Origin of the sequence: Fictibacillus sp. FJAT-27399 (assembly GCF_001510655.1) — a bacterium.
GTDB lineage: Bacteria > Bacillota > Bacilli > Bacillales > Fictibacillaceae > Fictibacillus_C > Fictibacillus_C marinisediminis.
On the sequence record NZ_LMVC01000002.1, the window covers coordinates 269,700 to 284,921 of the forward strand.

A 15,222-nucleotide genomic window follows, 5' to 3' on the forward strand; every position below is an offset into this window, starting at 1 on the left:
GCTTGCACCAAAAAGTAGGCGTTCACGCCGGTAAGGCTCACCGCACGCCCCGCGGAAAGCGAGCAGCCTGGAACGGAAATCAACAGCTTACAGACTTCTTGGACAGCCCCTTTATTTTTTATACTTTTGGAGATGATAAAAGGTAAACCGTTACTCTAAAAGGAGATAAGCATGATTCCATTACAAAGTAAGCTTGAGAATGAAGTGTTTGCTTTTAATGAACTGGAGGACAAGCTCAAACAACTCGGGTATACCATTGGAGGCAACTGGGATTATGATCACGGATATTTTGACTATAAACTGGATGATGAAGTCGGATATACGTTTGTCAGAGTTCCATTTACCGCTTATGAAAAAGAAATCGGGGACCAAGGGGCAATGGTGACCTTGGGAGAACCGTTTCTTCTGGCTCATAAATATCAGATTGGCCTCGATGACAATGTCAGTGTAGGGAATCTGTCGGGAAGCTTAAATCAGTTTTCAGAACCCCAGGACCCTGATGCGTCGATCGATGACAAATGGATTGGGATTGGCAAAAAGCTTATTGAAAAAACAGAGTCTCAATTGTTGGCTGATTAGAAGGGTAAGGACATGTTCCTTACCCTTCTCTTATGGATTGAAGACTGATCTGGGCCATACAGTCACTGGCAAGAGATGTCGTATTAATTAATTCATCAGCACCGGCTCTCAGGCTGTTGTTCTGCTGCTCAGGCGTCAATATTTCAGCCATAACATGTACAGTAGGGTTGAGTCCTTTGACCGTAATAATGGAAAGAATGGTGTGCATGTCGGCTTCTGCTTCTTTCATGTTTTGGTCGGCGGTCAGAAGGACAGCTTTTGCCTGTTTAATGTTGGCCATCTCCCATGTTTGGTCTTGCGCCGGGCTGCCTTTTATAAAAAGAACACCCTGATTCGATAAGGGATTTTCGTTCAGCGATGAATCTATAAGAATAATCGTGAGTCTTGTCGGTTCTTTGGCAAGGGTGCTGATGGTCTGCTTAGCCCGCTCATTCCATCCGACAATACATAAATGTCCGGTTCCGTTAAACATTAATTTCCCTTCTTTGAATTTATTTTGCCTTTTAATTACAGCTGAAGCGGCGTGGACAGTGAAAAAGGCGATAAAAGAACCGCCAAAAAAAACAAGGAGGATGGCCATAAACCGGCCTATAAATGACTTTGGAACATAATCTCCAAATCCTACAGTTGCCGCTGTCATGACGGACCAATAGATTCCCTCAAATACAGTAGGGAAATTTTTCGGCTCTAAAAAATGGATGAGAACACCAAACAAAATCATCAGTGAGCCGATGATGCTGAACAAGCGAATCAGCATTGGAAGACGCAAGTATGAAAAAAAGAAATCCTCGAATTTCATGGAGCACATCCTTGAGCAAGATAGTACAAGTATGTCCCAGAATAAGTAAGGGAAAACCAAGCTGGCCCAGTATGTTTCCGAAAAATGATAAAAGACAAAAAAGCCAATCGGAAATTTCCCAATTGACTTTCTTTATCGTAAGCTGCTAAATTACAGTGAGCTGAGGCTTTTAATATGCTTAGGAAGAATGCGGTGAATTTCTTTTTCACCATACACAACGACATAGCCGCCGACATACTCTGTTAGCATACCTTCAATAGCATCTGGACCGCCACGGTTGATTTTGACTTTTCTTAGTTTTAAGCGGTCAAAAAGATCGTTGAATCCATACTCTTGATAAAACTCTGGATCTGGAGCGATTGTGTTAGCGGATTGGCTGCTGCTCTCGCAACGTTGCTTGCCAGATTGCTTGCCAGATTGTTTTCCGCTCGCTTTTCCAGTCTTTCCTCCAGAAGCTCTGCCGCTTGCTTTTCCAGTAGACTTTCCAGAAGCTCTGCTGGTCGTTCTACCGCTTTCATTGCTGGATTCAGTATTTCCTTCTCCGTCCGCTTTCCGTTGAACGACACTCACGCTTTTTACATGTTCGGTCTTATAATATACAGCCCCTTCTTTTTCAGTTGACAGGACGATATAATCATAAGTGCTTAAAAGAAGTTTCCCTTGTCTTGATTCAGGACCGCCTCGGTTAATCTGGATGTTCTCGCCAAGCATGTTATCCATAATGGCTGAAAAGCAGGAAGGTTTGAAATAATCCCATGTGCGAAGGGCATTTTCATCGCCTTTTCCTGTTTCATTGTCACTTTGGACTACCTCTCCAAAGCTCTTTAAGTGACTCGTCGCATAATAAACCACGCCATCCTTATCTGTACCTACAACAACATAGTTATAGCCGCTATAAAGCAATTCCCCTGCTTTGGCTTCTGGACCCCCTTTATTAACATTTATCCTTCTGCCAACCAACGATTGGATATAATAGTCAGACATTCATGTTCTCCTTTCAGAACTTTAGATTCATTTTTGTTGTTGCATAGTATGTATATATGTAAACAAGCATCATTCGGCGCTGGTACAAGCGCCTCTTTCTATGAAAAAGAAACATTTGCCTACTATTCCCGGGATAAAAAGAAAGATAGAGCTCAAAGCTCTATCCGTTAAAATAATAGTATTTTTAGTGGCAGGAACTTGAACGTTTCTTTTTTTTCTTCACTTTTTTGCAATCTAAAACGTAAGAAGACGAGCTTTGTTTGCAGGTCTTCTTATGAGAAGAACGCTTTTTGGAAGAGCTGCGCTTGCAACAGTGTTTGGAAGAAGATGAACTTCTTTTCTTTGATCTCTTGTGTGATCTCTTGTGTGATCTCTTGTGTGATCTCTTGCTTGATCTCTTGCTTGATCTCTTGCTGGATCTCTTGCTGGATCTCCTGCTTGATCTTTTGCTTGATCTTTTGCTTGATCTTTTGCTTGATTTCTTGCTGGATCTCTTGCTTGATCTTTTCCCAGAACGTTTCCCAGAACGCTTCCCGGGACGCTTTCCGGAACGTTTTCCAGACCTTTTGCTGGATTTTTTTCCAGAACGCTTACTGCTTCTTCCACTTGAACTTTCAGACGGATCATTACGCCATACGCTCATGCTTGAACCTCCTATACCTTTGGTAGGCGAAAAGAAGATAACTTAGCAATCTCTTTTCAAACATAGTGTACGTTGATTTTTTATTAGTGCTTGGGCGTTAGTACAATTCACCAGCCCCATTTTCACCTTGGAATGTAGCGCATGCATTCTCTTCATCATAGAGATAAGTATCAACGATAGGGAGAATGAAGAAATGCATAATAACGCTATACCGGAGTACAACATTTCTGTTCCCTTTAAGGGAGTAAAATGGATTCAGAAAGGAAAATGGGCAAACGAGGCTGTTGCTGGTGTCATTAAAGCAGGGGATAAACCATATGAAATGCTGATTAAGTACAGAGGTGCCCATATTCGCTCATTTCCAAAAAAATCCTATGATCTTTTGTTTATGAAATCTCAATCCTTTTTTGGGGCAAGAAGGATTCATTTGAATGCAGAATACAATGACCCGTCTCTCATAAGAAATAAGCTTTCTTTGGATTTTTTTCGTGATATCGGGGTCCTGTCACCTGAAGCACAGCACGTTACATTGTATATTAATGGGCTTTATCAAGGAGTTTATCTTCAGCTTGAGTCAGTTGATCAGAAATTCTTAAAGAAACGGGGATTGCCGGCAGGAAGTATTTATTATGCGATCTCTGAAAACGCAAACTTTTCGAAGTATAATCCGACGACTGGAAAAGAAAAGAGATCAGTAACAGCAGGTTATGAGATAAAATTTGATCCGAACAAATCGTTCAACAGCCTCCGTGAACTTATGCATTGTATTCTAAATTCATCTGAAAAGGAGTTTCCTTCGCGAATTGAACCCCTCCTGGATATCGATCAATATTTCAGGTGGCTTGCAGGTGCGGTCTGTACACAAAATTTTGACGGCTTTATCCATAATTACGCGTTATATAAAAATGGAGAGAGCAAACGCTTTGAAATCCTGCCTTGGGATTATGATGCAACGTGGGGAAGAGACATCCACGGTGATGTCATGGGAAATAAATATGTACCGATTGAAGGCTATAACACACTGACAGCACGGCTCTTGCTTCATAAGCCTTATAAACGCCAGTATAAAAGGATCATGGAAGAGGTACTCGACGATGCCTTTACTTGCAGGGCTTTGGAACAAAAAATCCTTGCTTTACACCAGTCTTTGCGTCCGCATCTCGTGAAAGACCCATATAAACACCGGTCTTTGTCCATTTTTGATGAAGAGCCGGAATTTATTCTAGCCTTTATCAAAAACAGAAATAAATATTTAAAGAAACGGCTTACGCGTCTGCAATAAAAAAATCCTGCTGAACAATAATGTTCAGACAGGATTTTTTTAAGCAGCAGCCTCAGTTACGAGAGGGGCTGCAGTTTCAGCTGATTCTTGATTTAGAGTTTCATCGCTATGCTCTGAAGTTTCAGCATCTGCAGACGGTTCTTCTTGAACGGCTGGTGGATTAGCTGGAGCTAAGCTGTTATCTTGTTCCGCAGCTGGTGTTTCCGTTGCTGCAGGCGGTTCTTTTTGAACAGCGGTATCTGTATCCTTTATTGCAGGTGCTGTTTCATGAGAATCGGCCTCTGGTGAAGAAGTTACTTCCTCAGCTGAAGAAGATGGCTCATTTTGATTGTCTTTTTGCTCTGCTTCTTGGGCTGACGCTCTGTAAGCGGATAAGCCTGATGCTGCATAAGTCTGGACAGCGTTTGCAGGTTCTGCGGCAGGTTCAGAATCATGATTCTGGTGCGCTGACTCTTGATGGTCATTGTCTGAGTCAGTACCCCTGTTTTCGCCTTTATCACATTGAACTTCCGGTTTAGGTTCTTCTTTAGGAAGACCGGCAGCTGGAGGAAACTCAGCTTTTGTCTCTTTAGGTACCGCTGGTAAAGAAGAATCATTTTTTCTCACCTTTGGTACGTCCGCTGGAGGTGTTGTGTTTTTGGTTCCCTCTTTTTCCCTCGCCGGGACTGTAACAGGGGAAGGATCTTTATCTTCGGTGACCGACTTGCTGTTCTCTTTTTCAGGTGCTGCAGGAATAACATACGGCTTAGAGTTTGCAGCAGGCACTGGAACAGTAAGTTTGGAAGATTCTACGGCAGGTGCAAATGGTTTGGCAGGCTCAGGTGCTGCCGGTGCCTTTCCTTGCTGCTCAGCTGGTGCAGGAACACTTCCTGCAGAAGGATCTGGCGTGATGATTGCTGCTGGTGTCTGATTTTGATCTGAACTTCCACCAGATGCAGCAGCTGGAAGGCTTTCAGCCGTTGCTGGTACTGGAACTTTTACTATGTTTGGAACAGCTGCAATGGTAATGGAATTCGCATAGACAGTCTCAGCATTCTCTTTCGCTTGTCCCTCAATCGTTTCAATATGAACAAAAACTGCAACATGGGGATACTCACGAGATTGTGCTGTAGAAAGAAGATCACTGATCGGGCCTACCGCTTCTGACAGTTCCTGAATGCTTTTTTGCTTGATATCCGCTTTTGTAATCTCGATTCCTGCTTCTTTTGCAGCGATGAAGATCGCATATTTCCCTGGTGAAACACCAATTTTCTGAGCGCGTTTCCGTTCTTGGTTTGACATGATTAATGAAGTCATGTCAATTTTATTTTCCTGCGCTTTTTTTTCCATCAAAGAATTGATTTTTTGTTCGATCTTTCGCTGTGTTTCTTTTGAAACATCTTTATTGATCGTGGTCGTGACGATTACTTCCTGATTTGGTTTAATAAAGCCTTTTGCTCTGCAGATCTCGAATATTTTTTCGGTAACCTCTTCTATCGGCTGGTTCTGCCAATCTTCAAGAATAGCAAGAAGCTTTCTCCCGTCCGAATTATAAGCAGTGATATTTTGAACGAGCATGTCACCATCAATTTCAAGCTCGATGCTCGGATTCATTTCAATTCCTACATACGCGTAAACCCCTTGTCCTGTATAAGGAAAAAATTGTAAAAATAACAAGACGAAGGTCATCATAAACACTGTCGTTGTTTTCCAGCTAATTGTGGGAAGCCGGAACGTCCGTTGTTTTTCCAGTTCGTTTGGTAAGTAAATATCACTGCCTACTGAATATTGCCTATTTGAAATTTTAACTTTACGAAATACTCCGCCCTCTGACAGAACGATCAAATGGCGACGTTTTACTTCTACCACAATTCCCTTAGTCATCGAAAGGGGCCTCCTATTCTGGCAAATAGCCTTTAAGATAATGATAGTCTTCAATCACAATAAGAGCCGTAGCGATAATATAGGGGGCATATCGAGTGATGCTCTTCTTTTGAAAATTTTTTAAAAGCTGGGAGGTTGGCAGACTTTTTTTATTAAGAAAAAATGATCGCAGTTCGATGTCGTTAGCTATATATGAGGCGATGATGAAGGCTTCTTTTCTTCTATTCTTGGTTTGGGGTGTCCATTTCGGCATCTGGCATATATCAATCCCAAATTGCAAAAGCCTGCTTTTATAGTGTTCAACTTCTTTGTCAGGTGAAATGGTTTTGGGCTCAAGACAAGCTGCCGCTGAAGATCTGGTAGCTATGGGATTGGCATTATCCGGCAATGTGTATGTATTTGAAATGAATATCCTTCTTTTAAGCCAGCTGATCATAAACCACCCTCCATTTCTCCATTCTTAACATTTGTTGTTCTTGTCTATAAACATATATTTAGAAAATATTAACTATCAGATTATAGTATGGAAACCATGAAAATAACAGGTACAATAGTCATGCTTTGTTGATTTGTGAGGGGGAATAAAGTCTAATGTTATTAGTAGATTAAAAGGCTATTAAACAAGAAAGTTATGGGAAAATAGGAAATGGAAAAATATAGATCAGGACCTTCGCGGTATGGCTTTTTTAGTATAACGTTGCTACCCTTTATTTAAAGAAGTGAATATTCTGAAAATGGAGGATTTACAATGTTAAGAAGATGGAAACAGCCAGCAGCAGTTCTGTTGGGAATCAATCTTGCTCTATCTGCAGGGGTGCCTGTAATGGCTAAGGAACAAAGTGCAAAGCACGATCATCAGCAAAATGACTGGAACCATCCTGGCCCTTCTTCACCAGTCATCCATAACGGAACTCCGAGAAGTGCAGGGCTTCACCCAGAATCGTTAAACATCATCGATGCGACCATGAACAAAGCGATGGAAACGAAGATGCTGCCTGGCGGAGTTGTATTGGTTGCCAGAAAAGGGGCGATTGCTAAATGGGATGCTTACGGCTATGCCGCCCGCTATACCGATGATAAATTCACAGAAATGGAACATCCGGTTTCAATGACAAGGAATACAATTTTTGATCTTGCATCCATCAGTAAAATTTTCACGACCACAGCCGCTATGAAACTGTATGAACAAGGGAAATTCAAATTGGATGACCGTGTGGCTGATTATATTCCTGAGTTCAAGGAAAATGGAAAAGAAAACGTGACCATCCGGCAGCTTCTTACTCATACTTCGGGATTTGAGCCGTTCATTCCATTATATAAGATGGGAAGCAACAGAGAGGACCGTCTCCATATTGCGCTGACGCATCCTTTAAAGAATGCGCCCGGTACAACCTATACATACAGTGATTTGAATATGATCACCCTGGGCGTTCTTGTGGAAAAGCTATCAGGGAAACGATTGGATCAATACGTAAAAGAAGTGATCACAGACCCGCTGAAAATGAGGGACACGATGTACAATCCTCCTGCATATTTAAAACCGCGGATTGCCGCCACCGAATATGAACCTTATATTAACCGGGGAATTGTGTGGGGTGAGGTGCATGATGAAAATGCATGGTCACTTGATGGTGTTGCTGGCCATGCTGGCGTCTTTTCCACAGCACATGACTTGGCTGTGTTTGCTCATATGATTCTGCAAAAAGGAAAATATGGACATAAGACCATCCTAAAGCCATCTACTGTCGAACTGCTTGAAGAAAATCAGCTTCCGCAGTTTCCCGCTGATTCACATGGACTAGGCTGGGAACTGGATCAAGGCTGGTACATGGATGCTCTTTCTGACGCTACCACCCTTGGGCATACTGGTTTTACTGGAACAACAATGGTCGTCAGCCCGAAAAACAAAATGATTGTGCTGACCCTGACTAACAGGGTACATCCGACGAGAAACACTCCATCGTTGAATCTTGTCCGCAGGGAAGTGGCACGTTCAGCCGCTGACTCCATTTCAATTCCATTAAAAGGCAACGAAAAAGCGTGGTTTGCCGGCTATGGTGACTCCCTTTCCCGTCCACTAGTTTATGAACTAAGCGAACCGGCAGCAAGCATAAGCTTCCAGACCTGGTATGAGATTGAAAAGGGAAGCGACAACGGAATTGTTGAAGCATCGGCAGACGGTGTTACTTGGCAGAAGTCAGAAACGACATATACAGGCAAAAGCGTCGGATGGAAACAGCAGACTGCAGTTCTTCCATCAAACAGCAAATTTGTCCGTTTTCTCTATAAAACAGATGCTTCTGTCAATGGCCGAGGCTGGTATGTGAAAGATCTAAAAGCTATGAGCAGCTCTGACAGAGAAATTCACAGCAAAATTACAGAAAACCAATGGTCACAGCGAAACTATTAATAGAATTAAAAGAAGAACCGCCCTTTTTTGGCGGTTCTTTAGTTGTTGCGGGGGATTGGCAGTTTGTGGTGAGGAATTTGAGCGGAAACAGATGTTTATTGAGCCTTAATCGGCGTGAATTGATCCGTTGAAAATTCGAACTATTTACTCGTGCTCTGCGGCGCCTTCCCACTTCAGAAGTCCAGCAGGCAACAAGTTACGTTGACGTCAACGTAACGAAAAATGTATACTTTTTTAAGGGAGTGATACGGGTGAACTGGATTAAGATCGACGAAGTTGCAAAGATTACCGGGATTACCAAAAGGGCAATCCGCTATTATGAGGAGATTGGGCTCATACAGCAGCCAGAACGCAGTGACGGACAGGTCCGTTTATACACTGAAAAGGATGTTCAGCAGATAAAAAGAGTAGTTGATGCGAAAGAAGTGCTAGGGTTTTCTTTACAGGAGGTTCAGCATTTTCTAAGCATTAAAGAACGCATATTGGAACATAAAGAACAGTACGAAACGTCAAGGGACAAGACCTTTCAGCAGTCTGAATTAGAGGAGATTGCAGTCGGGCTTATAGAACAGCGGGATATGCTTCAGGAAAAAATGGAAAAGATGAAGTCCTTCCAGGATGAATTGAAAGATTTAAACCAAAAAGTCGAAAGCCTGCTGAATGTTTAACTTGGGGTGCCAACTTGGGGTGCCAGGCACCGCCATTACACACTTGTGTAATCGTGGTGCCTGGCACCTCACTTTTTTAAAATTGCCTTTTAAATCCTTTCAGCTATGGTGATACTGTAGGTACTTTAATAAAAGAGAGGAACTCTTAATGGAAGTATTTCCAGTTATTCATACAAATTTCTGGGACGGAGTATTGGCTGTCCCAATTGTCCTTATCCTGACGCAGCTGATTAAACTGTTTACACCTGTACCGCGGGCGTTCATTCCCACGACAGCGCTTTTAATCGGCCTTTTGCTTTCCATCCTGTACAGCCACCGCCACCATCTGATCGCTGGAATCTTTATGGGCTTTTTTTACGGCTATGCTGCCATTGGAAGCTATGCGGCTTCCAGAAACTCGTGGTGTGCATTCAAAGCGAAATTGCGTAAAAAAGAGCATTTCCGCTGATCAGGAAGTCCAGTTGCTGGGCAGAAAGATTAGTTCTCTTGTATGATACAGGAAGAAACTATTTATTTAGGTGGGATTGGAATGAAGATTGCAGCAATCATAGGAAGCTCCAGAGCGGATGGAAACACCCAACAGTTGACGGAAATGGCGCTGGAAGGTATAGAATACACACCGATCATTTTAAAAGAAAAGCAGATTACGCCTATTGATGATTTGAGGCACGCGGATGGCGGTTTTCAGCCGGTTGCAGATGACTATGACCGGGTGATCGATATGGTGCTTGAGCATGATATTCTGATCTTTGCCACCCCGGTATATTGGTATGGCATGTCAGGACTTATGAAAAACTTTGTAGATCGCTGGTCACAGAGCCTTCGGGACAGCCGTTTTGAATTTAAAAGGAAAATGAGCCAAAAGAAAGCCTATGTGGTTACGTGTGGCGGCGATCAGCCAAAGATTAAGGCATTGCCGCTGATCCAGCAATTTCAGCATATTTTTGATTTTATGGGAATGTCTTTTCAGGAATATATTATCGGAACAGCCAACGCACCCCATGACATTTTAAAAGATGAACAAGCGATTGCAGAAGCCAAGCGTTGGAATGAAACGTTTTCTTCTCTTAAATAAAGGCTTTGTTAAAGCATATTGTTGATTTTTTTTCATAATGGGCCACGCATACTGATGCTTAAAAGAGACCCTCAAGTCTTTTTCCCCAACTAAGCAAAAGTAAGGTTTTTTGCCCGCTTTTGCTTATTTTTTATGAAAATCTGCATATAATGTTGCGGAAATACTTAAGTTTACTTATAATTACTTAGCGAGGGGTGAAAAAGGCATGTATCAGGATGAACGGATGGAAGCAATTGTTAACTATATAAAGCAGCATGACCGGGTAGATGTGGAAACCATCTGCAAAATGAATAACGTATCCCGTGATACAGCCAGAAGAGACTTGGTGAAGCTTGAAGAGGAAGGGAAGATCGTCCGAACGAGGGGCGGTGCTAAATTTCCGACCTTTTATCATGAAGTGTTTAACTATGACCAGCGCCTGAAAAAGGATTCTGATGCAAAAAAGCGAATTGGCAGCTTTGCAGCTGGATTGATTCAGGATGGAGATCATCTGCTTCTGGATGTATCTACAACTGTACAGTTTTTGGCTGAGAACCTGAAAACAGAGCGGAATGTTGTCGTAACCAACTCTATCGACATTGCTGGAATCCTGTCACGTAAAGAAAAGGTATCGATCCATCTGCTTGGAGGATTGCTGAACAATGAACACCGGTCGATTTATGGAGCAAGAACGATCCAGCATCTGTCGGACTTCAGAGTCAACAAGCTCTTTCTTGGAGCCTGCGGCATCTCATCTAACGGGCTGACCATACCTTTTGAGGAAGAAGGCTTTTTATTGAAGGAAATGATCAAGCGTTCTGATCAAGTCATCGTACTGGCTGATTCTACGAAATTTAATCGCAGTTACTTTCAGAAGGTATGCGGGTTGGAGGACATTGACATTTTAGTTACAGATCAGGAAATGGATTCACATTTAACCACAATATTAGAGCAGTTTGGGGTAGAAACGATCATTCTGTAAGAGGAGGAAAACATGAAATTAATCGCAATTGATTTGGATGGAACACTATTGATGAAACAGGGGACGATCAGCAAAGAAAATGCTATGGCTATAAAAGAGGCTCAAGCTCAGGGGAATACAGTAGCGATCTGTACGGGACGTGGGGTGGAAGATGTACTGAATCTGCTCGAGAATGCCGGGATCCAATGTCCTGTGATCGGGGCGAACGGAGCTGTACTCTATGATGAAGGGAAAATTGTACAATGCCATCCTCTGCAGAAAGAACATGCTTACCACATCCTTACCCAACTGGAGGACATGAACGTCTTTTACCATCTTCATACGAATAAGGGCATCTATACGCCTGATTTTGGCGAAAATGGAATCCAGGTTGAAATTGATATCGTAAAGTCAGCAAACCCAGAGATAAACTCAGAAGAATTGTGGAAAGCCGCTCAAGGATATCTGAAACAATTTGGGCAAATTTCGATTTCTTCCTTCCAATCCATATGGACAGAAGATCTGGTGATCAATAAAATTCTTCCGTTTTCTTATTCTTTAGAAAAGCTTGAGGAAATCCGTGAATCAGCTTCAGCATTTGAAGGGCTTTCCATTACGAGTTCAGCGGACCATAACCTTGAGATCAATCATGAAAATGCCAACAAGGGAAATGGATTAAAAGGGATGGCTGATCATCTTAGAATACCTTATCAAGATACTGTGGCCATTGGCGACAATATGAATGACTGGCCGATGATGAAGTTTGCGGGCACGAGTATTGCAATGGGCAACGCGCTGCCTGAAATTAAAGAAATCTGCCATTTTACTACATTGGAAAACGATGAGCATGGTGTAGCTCATGCCATCAGGGAATTTATTCTTAAACAAGCAGTATAAATACAAAAAAGGCCTGCCGGCGTAACCACTTGGGCGTAACGGCAGACCTTTTTTAGCATGCAGACTTGAGTCAGGAGACCTCTGTCTTAGGAAATGTGAATCCTTCCCCGAAAACATCCCGAACATCATGGATGACCACAAATGCTTTTTCGTCTATGCGATGTACGATTTTTTTCAGTTCAAATAATTCCTGTTTATTAATGACTACATATAAAATTTCTTTCGATTCCTTCGTATAGCTGCCATGGGCGGAAAACACCGTTACACCTCTGTCCATGTCGTCGTTTACCTTTTTGGAGATCTCCTCGGCATGCTGAGAGATAATCGTGACAGCTTTTCGGGTATCAAAGCCTTCAATAATGTAATCGAGGACTTTTGTAGAGATATAGATAGAAATAACGGTGTACATGGTGTTTTGAGCTCCGATAACAAAATAGGAACTGAGCACGACCAACAGGTCAAATCCCAGCATGGCCCCACTGATGCTCCAGCCCAAATACTGATTTGCCATTCGCGCCAAAATGGTCGATCCTCCAGTCGTTCCGCCAGAACGAAGAACAAGTCCTAAACCAATTCCGATGAAAATACCGGCAAACACGGTACCAAGAATTGTATCCTTAACAGGTGTTCCTAATCCTTCTGTCATATGAAGGAAAACCGAGGTGAAAACAATGCAGAAAATTGTATACAATGTCACTCTTTTGTTAAGGAGCTTGTACCCTATAATCAAAAGAATGCCGTTCATAATAAAGTTCGTATAGCTTGGCGACCAGGAGAAGAGATAATACAAGATCATAGAAATACCGGTAACTCCGCCTTCTCCCAGTTCATTTGGGATAGCGAAACAGTTTACACCAAGCGCGAAAAAGAATGAGCCAATAATAATCAGGATCAACTCTTTCAAATAGCTTTTCATTTTAATCCCCCTTTCATTGACAATAAAAATTCATTCAAATAAACCAACCACAAGGGCTGGCTTTATTTTTGCGTCCATTTTAGCAGGGCTTGCAGGCCTGTAGGGCTGCAAGCCCTGCTTATACAAGAAATCAATATACCATGGCTTTAAAGGAGTTTCAACATTTGTTCGTCTTTGTTTATGTTTTATGTAAAAAAGCCTGTATACCATTAACATTTGGTTACACAGGCCTTAAATGTGATCAGCAGCAAGGAGGTGCGCCGCATGAAATGTTTTGGTGATGCTCTTGGCAGGTTTGATATTCAGAGACAGGATACTCATGGACATGCTGGTACAGCATGTGATTCACATGCTGAATCTGAACAGGATGGACGTGAATAACCTCTTCAGTGTGATAATACTGCTGAACACAGCACTGTGTAGGGTGAACAACGACATGCGGACGATGACAGCCATAACCGTAATACATTAACGATCTCTCCTTTGTTTGAGATTAACAATTACTTCACTTTTCAATTTATGAAATTTTGCCGGAAACGGACAGGGTAGATGACTATAAGAAATGATTTAGGTATAAAAAAAAGGAAATAATGAGAACAGGTGATAATATGAAGCTTAATAAAAAAAGCAGAAAACTCTACAGCGATGCCATCGACAGCATGCAGGAAGGGCTTGAAGCCATGATTGATCTCTATAATGAAGCGGAAGAAGATATCCCTTTGATCAATTTTGAAAAGGGAGTGCAAGAGGAGATCGAGAAGGCGAAAAAGAAGTATGGTTCATCTTTTATAGACGGCAAGATCAATGCTATCGTAAAAGAAGTTTTGTCTTTTCTTCCCATTGATGAACCGCAGGCAGACCAAGTGAAAAAGGACTAGATGCATAATCTGTCATTCATTGAGGAAGTTCTTACTATTTTCGTAAATTATTCTATTTTTTTACCTTTTCTTACAAAAAAACCTTTATACTGAGAGAGTATAAAAGTTATGTAAAGATAAGGTGATGGAGCGTGAGAGGATCTTTAGGGGAAGCAAGAAATAGGGCAGGCAAAAGAGAAGCTGCGGTTGTATTAGTTTTGTCATTATTTACTTTGTTTGTGATTTTTGGAACATGGCATGTCAATGAAATAAAGGCAACCGCCGTTGTTGGGCAGTATCATAAAGAAGAAACTCAGAAGAAATCCTATTCGCCAAAAACTTCGGCATCCCATACATCACAACAAAAATCGGCAAATGAGAATAAGAGCCTGAAAAAAGTGAAAGCATCCAGTTCGATTGCAGAGGTGGAAAAGAAAACAACCAGGCAGCCATCTTCCCAGCCATCCGCTTCAGAGCAATCACCAAAAGAAAAAAACAAGGTTGCAGCAAAACATCAACCAGCAGTCAAATCTGTTCAAAAATCACCTAAGAATAAGAACAAAGAACCAACCCAAGCTATTTCGCACCCTGCTATACATAAATCAATACCACCACAAAAAGTAGGTGCCGCCGAGCCGAAAACGGTCTATTTAACGTTTGATGATGGTCCATCCAATGTATCCGGAGGCCTCATGGACGTGCTCAGCAGCTATAATGCCAAAGCAACGTTCTTTATGCTGGAACCAAATATTTTAAGATTTCCGGAAGCGGTTAAACGGATGGATCAAGAAGGCCATGCTCTTGGGCTTCATGGTGTTACCCACGATCCAAAAAAGATTTACCGAACAAAAGAAACCGTGGTCCAGGAGATGGATCAAGATAATGCAGCGCTGCAAAAGGTGACAGGCAAAAAAACGGTCCTCATCCGGACTCCATATGGCAGCGCTCCTTATATGAAACCTCCTTATCAGAAAGCGGTAAAAGACCATGGTTACCAGCTGTGGGATTGGACGATCGACAGTATGGACTGGTCGTTTCGAAGCCCGAAATATGTGGAGAATTCCATAAACCAACTAAAGAAAATAGCTAATCGGAAAGAGCCTATCGTAATTCTTATGCACGAACGGAAAGAAACATTGGAGAGCCTGCCGAAGCTTCTGGAATATCTTCAGAAAAATGGCTACCAGTTCAAACGAATTGAACCTGACATGCAGCCAGTCACTTTCCATTGCAAATAATTTAAGAATTGGTGCCAGGCACCGCCTTTACACACTTGTGTAACCGCGGTGCCTGGCACCAATTTTATTTT

The 15,222-nt window shown here is 42.1% G+C and carries 17 protein-coding genes; 11 read left to right on the top strand and 6 right to left on the bottom strand.

The features are described 5' to 3' along the window. The first annotated feature begins 171 nt into the window (after window positions 1-171). Window positions 172-579 (top strand): YugN-like family protein, encoded by a 408-nt coding sequence (locus AR335_RS06435; protein ID WP_053357357.1) that lies wholly within the window; start codon window positions 172-174, stop codon window positions 577-579. 19 nt (window positions 580-598) lie between these two features. Here AR335_RS06435 and AR335_RS06440 read toward each other — a convergent pair whose 3' ends face one another. After that, a complete protein-coding gene (locus AR335_RS06440) occupies window positions 599-1,378 on the bottom strand; it encodes a potassium channel family protein (RefSeq protein WP_062233305.1) in 780 nt (259 codons plus the stop codon). A gap of 150 nt (window positions 1,379-1,528) precedes the next feature. Next, complete coding sequence (locus AR335_RS06445; RefSeq protein WP_062233308.1) at window positions 1,529-2,362, bottom strand: hypothetical protein; 834 nt, start codon at window positions 2,360-2,362, stop codon at window positions 1,529-1,531. Between the two features lie 305 nt (window positions 2,363-2,667). On the opposite strand from AR335_RS06445, the gene AR335_RS23720 reads away from it, so the two are divergent. Continuing rightward, window positions 2,668-3,051, top strand: coding sequence for a hypothetical protein (locus tag AR335_RS23720; RefSeq protein ID WP_156418877.1), 384 nt, complete (start codon window positions 2,668-2,670; stop codon window positions 3,049-3,051). A 147-nt stretch (window positions 3,052-3,198) separates the two neighbouring features. Then, complete coding sequence (locus AR335_RS06455; protein WP_062233313.1) at window positions 3,199-4,287, top strand: CotH kinase family protein; 1,089 nt, start codon at window positions 3,199-3,201, stop codon at window positions 4,285-4,287. Window positions 4,288-4,326: 39 nt separating this feature from the next. On the opposite strand, the gene AR335_RS06460 is transcribed toward AR335_RS06455, so the two are convergent. Both AR335_RS06460 and AR335_RS06465 read right to left on the bottom strand, forming a co-directional pair. Next, entirely contained in the window at window positions 4,327-6,150 is a 1,824-nt protein-coding gene (locus AR335_RS06460) for an anti-sigma-I factor RsgI family protein (RefSeq protein ID WP_062233316.1), read from the bottom strand. A 13-nt stretch (window positions 6,151-6,163) separates the two neighbouring features. Then, window positions 6,164-6,586 (bottom strand): hypothetical protein, encoded by a 423-nt coding sequence (locus tag AR335_RS06465; RefSeq protein ID WP_062233320.1) that lies wholly within the window; start codon window positions 6,584-6,586, stop codon window positions 6,164-6,166. Between the two features lie 312 nt (window positions 6,587-6,898). On the opposite strand from AR335_RS06465, the gene AR335_RS06470 reads away from it, so the two are divergent. The 6 genes from AR335_RS06470 to AR335_RS06495 all read left to right on the top strand — a co-directional run bounded on the left by AR335_RS06470 (window position 6,899) and on the right by AR335_RS06495 (window position 12,140). Continuing rightward, on the top strand, window positions 6,899-8,560 hold the full coding sequence (locus AR335_RS06470; RefSeq protein ID WP_082683384.1) for a serine hydrolase domain-containing protein: 1,662 nt from the start codon (window positions 6,899-6,901) through the stop codon (window positions 8,558-8,560). 251 nt (window positions 8,561-8,811) lie between these two features. Further along, window positions 8,812-9,228, top strand: a complete 417-nt coding sequence (locus AR335_RS06475; protein WP_062233324.1) for a MerR family transcriptional regulator — start codon at window positions 8,812-8,814, stop codon at window positions 9,226-9,228. 148 nt (window positions 9,229-9,376) lie between these two features. Beyond that, complete coding sequence (locus AR335_RS06480; RefSeq protein WP_053357365.1) at window positions 9,377-9,676, top strand: hypothetical protein; 300 nt, start codon at window positions 9,377-9,379, stop codon at window positions 9,674-9,676. 81 nt (window positions 9,677-9,757) lie between these two features. Continuing rightward, on the top strand, window positions 9,758-10,303 hold the full coding sequence (locus AR335_RS06485; protein ID WP_053357366.1) for a flavodoxin family protein: 546 nt from the start codon (window positions 9,758-9,760) through the stop codon (window positions 10,301-10,303). A gap of 205 nt (window positions 10,304-10,508) precedes the next feature. Then, complete coding sequence (locus AR335_RS06490) at window positions 10,509-11,264, top strand: DeoR/GlpR family DNA-binding transcription regulator (RefSeq protein WP_062233327.1); 756 nt, start codon at window positions 10,509-10,511, stop codon at window positions 11,262-11,264. Window positions 11,265-11,276: 12 nt separating this feature from the next. Beyond that, on the top strand, window positions 11,277-12,140 hold the full coding sequence (locus AR335_RS06495) for a Cof-type HAD-IIB family hydrolase (RefSeq protein WP_062233330.1): 864 nt from the start codon (window positions 11,277-11,279) through the stop codon (window positions 12,138-12,140). A 70-nt stretch (window positions 12,141-12,210) separates the two neighbouring features. Here AR335_RS06495 and AR335_RS06500 read toward each other — a convergent pair whose 3' ends face one another. Both AR335_RS06500 and AR335_RS25435 read right to left on the bottom strand, forming a co-directional pair. After that, complete coding sequence (locus tag AR335_RS06500; RefSeq protein ID WP_053357369.1) at window positions 12,211-13,056, bottom strand: YitT family protein; 846 nt, start codon at window positions 13,054-13,056, stop codon at window positions 12,211-12,213. Window positions 13,057-13,297: 241 nt separating this feature from the next. Further along, the gene (locus AR335_RS25435; RefSeq protein ID WP_082683385.1) at window positions 13,298-13,525 is read right to left on the bottom strand and encodes a CotD family spore coat protein; all 228 of its coding nucleotides are present in this window, start codon (window positions 13,523-13,525) and stop codon (window positions 13,298-13,300) included. A 139-nt stretch (window positions 13,526-13,664) separates the two neighbouring features. Here AR335_RS25435 and AR335_RS06505 point away from each other — a divergent pair, with 139 nt between their 5' ends. Further along, the gene (locus AR335_RS06505) at window positions 13,665-13,934 is read left to right on the top strand and encodes a hypothetical protein (protein WP_053357370.1); all 270 of its coding nucleotides are present in this window, start codon (window positions 13,665-13,667) and stop codon (window positions 13,932-13,934) included. A 131-nt stretch (window positions 13,935-14,065) separates the two neighbouring features. After that, window positions 14,066-15,151, top strand: coding sequence for a polysaccharide deacetylase family protein (locus AR335_RS06510; protein ID WP_062233333.1), 1,086 nt, complete (start codon window positions 14,066-14,068; stop codon window positions 15,149-15,151). Window positions 15,152-15,222: the final 71 nt, after the last annotated feature.

Excerpts from the sequence above, each read along its gene's own strand:
- AR335_RS06435 (WP_053357357.1), top strand. The coding sequence starts at position 172 with ATGATTCCATTACAAAGTAAGCTTGAGAATGAAGTGTTTGCTTTTAAT.
- AR335_RS06440 (WP_062233305.1), bottom strand. The coding sequence starts at position 1,378 with ATGAAATTCGAGGATTTCTTTTTTTCATACTTGCGTCTTCCAATGCTG.
- AR335_RS06445 (WP_062233308.1), bottom strand. The coding sequence starts at position 2,362 with ATGTCTGACTATTATATCCAATCGTTGGTTGGCAGAAGGATAAATGTT.
- AR335_RS06455 (WP_062233313.1), top strand. The coding sequence starts at position 3,199 with ATGCATAATAACGCTATACCGGAGTACAACATTTCTGTTCCCTTTAAG.
- AR335_RS06460 (WP_062233316.1), bottom strand. The coding sequence starts at position 6,150 with ATGACTAAGGGAATTGTGGTAGAAGTAAAACGTCGCCATTTGATCGTT.
- AR335_RS06465 (WP_062233320.1), bottom strand. The coding sequence starts at position 6,586 with ATGATCAGCTGGCTTAAAAGAAGGATATTCATTTCAAATACATACACA.
- AR335_RS06470 (WP_082683384.1), top strand. The coding sequence starts at position 6,899 with ATGTTAAGAAGATGGAAACAGCCAGCAGCAGTTCTGTTGGGAATCAAT.
- AR335_RS06480 (WP_053357365.1), top strand. The coding sequence starts at position 9,377 with ATGGAAGTATTTCCAGTTATTCATACAAATTTCTGGGACGGAGTATTG.
- AR335_RS06485 (WP_053357366.1), top strand. The coding sequence starts at position 9,758 with ATGAAGATTGCAGCAATCATAGGAAGCTCCAGAGCGGATGGAAACACC.
- AR335_RS06490 (WP_062233327.1), top strand. The coding sequence starts at position 10,509 with ATGTATCAGGATGAACGGATGGAAGCAATTGTTAACTATATAAAGCAG.
- AR335_RS06495 (WP_062233330.1), top strand. The coding sequence starts at position 11,277 with ATGAAATTAATCGCAATTGATTTGGATGGAACACTATTGATGAAACAG.
- AR335_RS06500 (WP_053357369.1), bottom strand. The coding sequence starts at position 13,056 with ATGAAAAGCTATTTGAAAGAGTTGATCCTGATTATTATTGGCTCATTC.
- AR335_RS25435 (WP_082683385.1), bottom strand. The coding sequence starts at position 13,525 with ATGTATTACGGTTATGGCTGTCATCGTCCGCATGTCGTTGTTCACCCT.
- AR335_RS06505 (WP_053357370.1), top strand. The coding sequence starts at position 13,665 with ATGAAGCTTAATAAAAAAAGCAGAAAACTCTACAGCGATGCCATCGAC.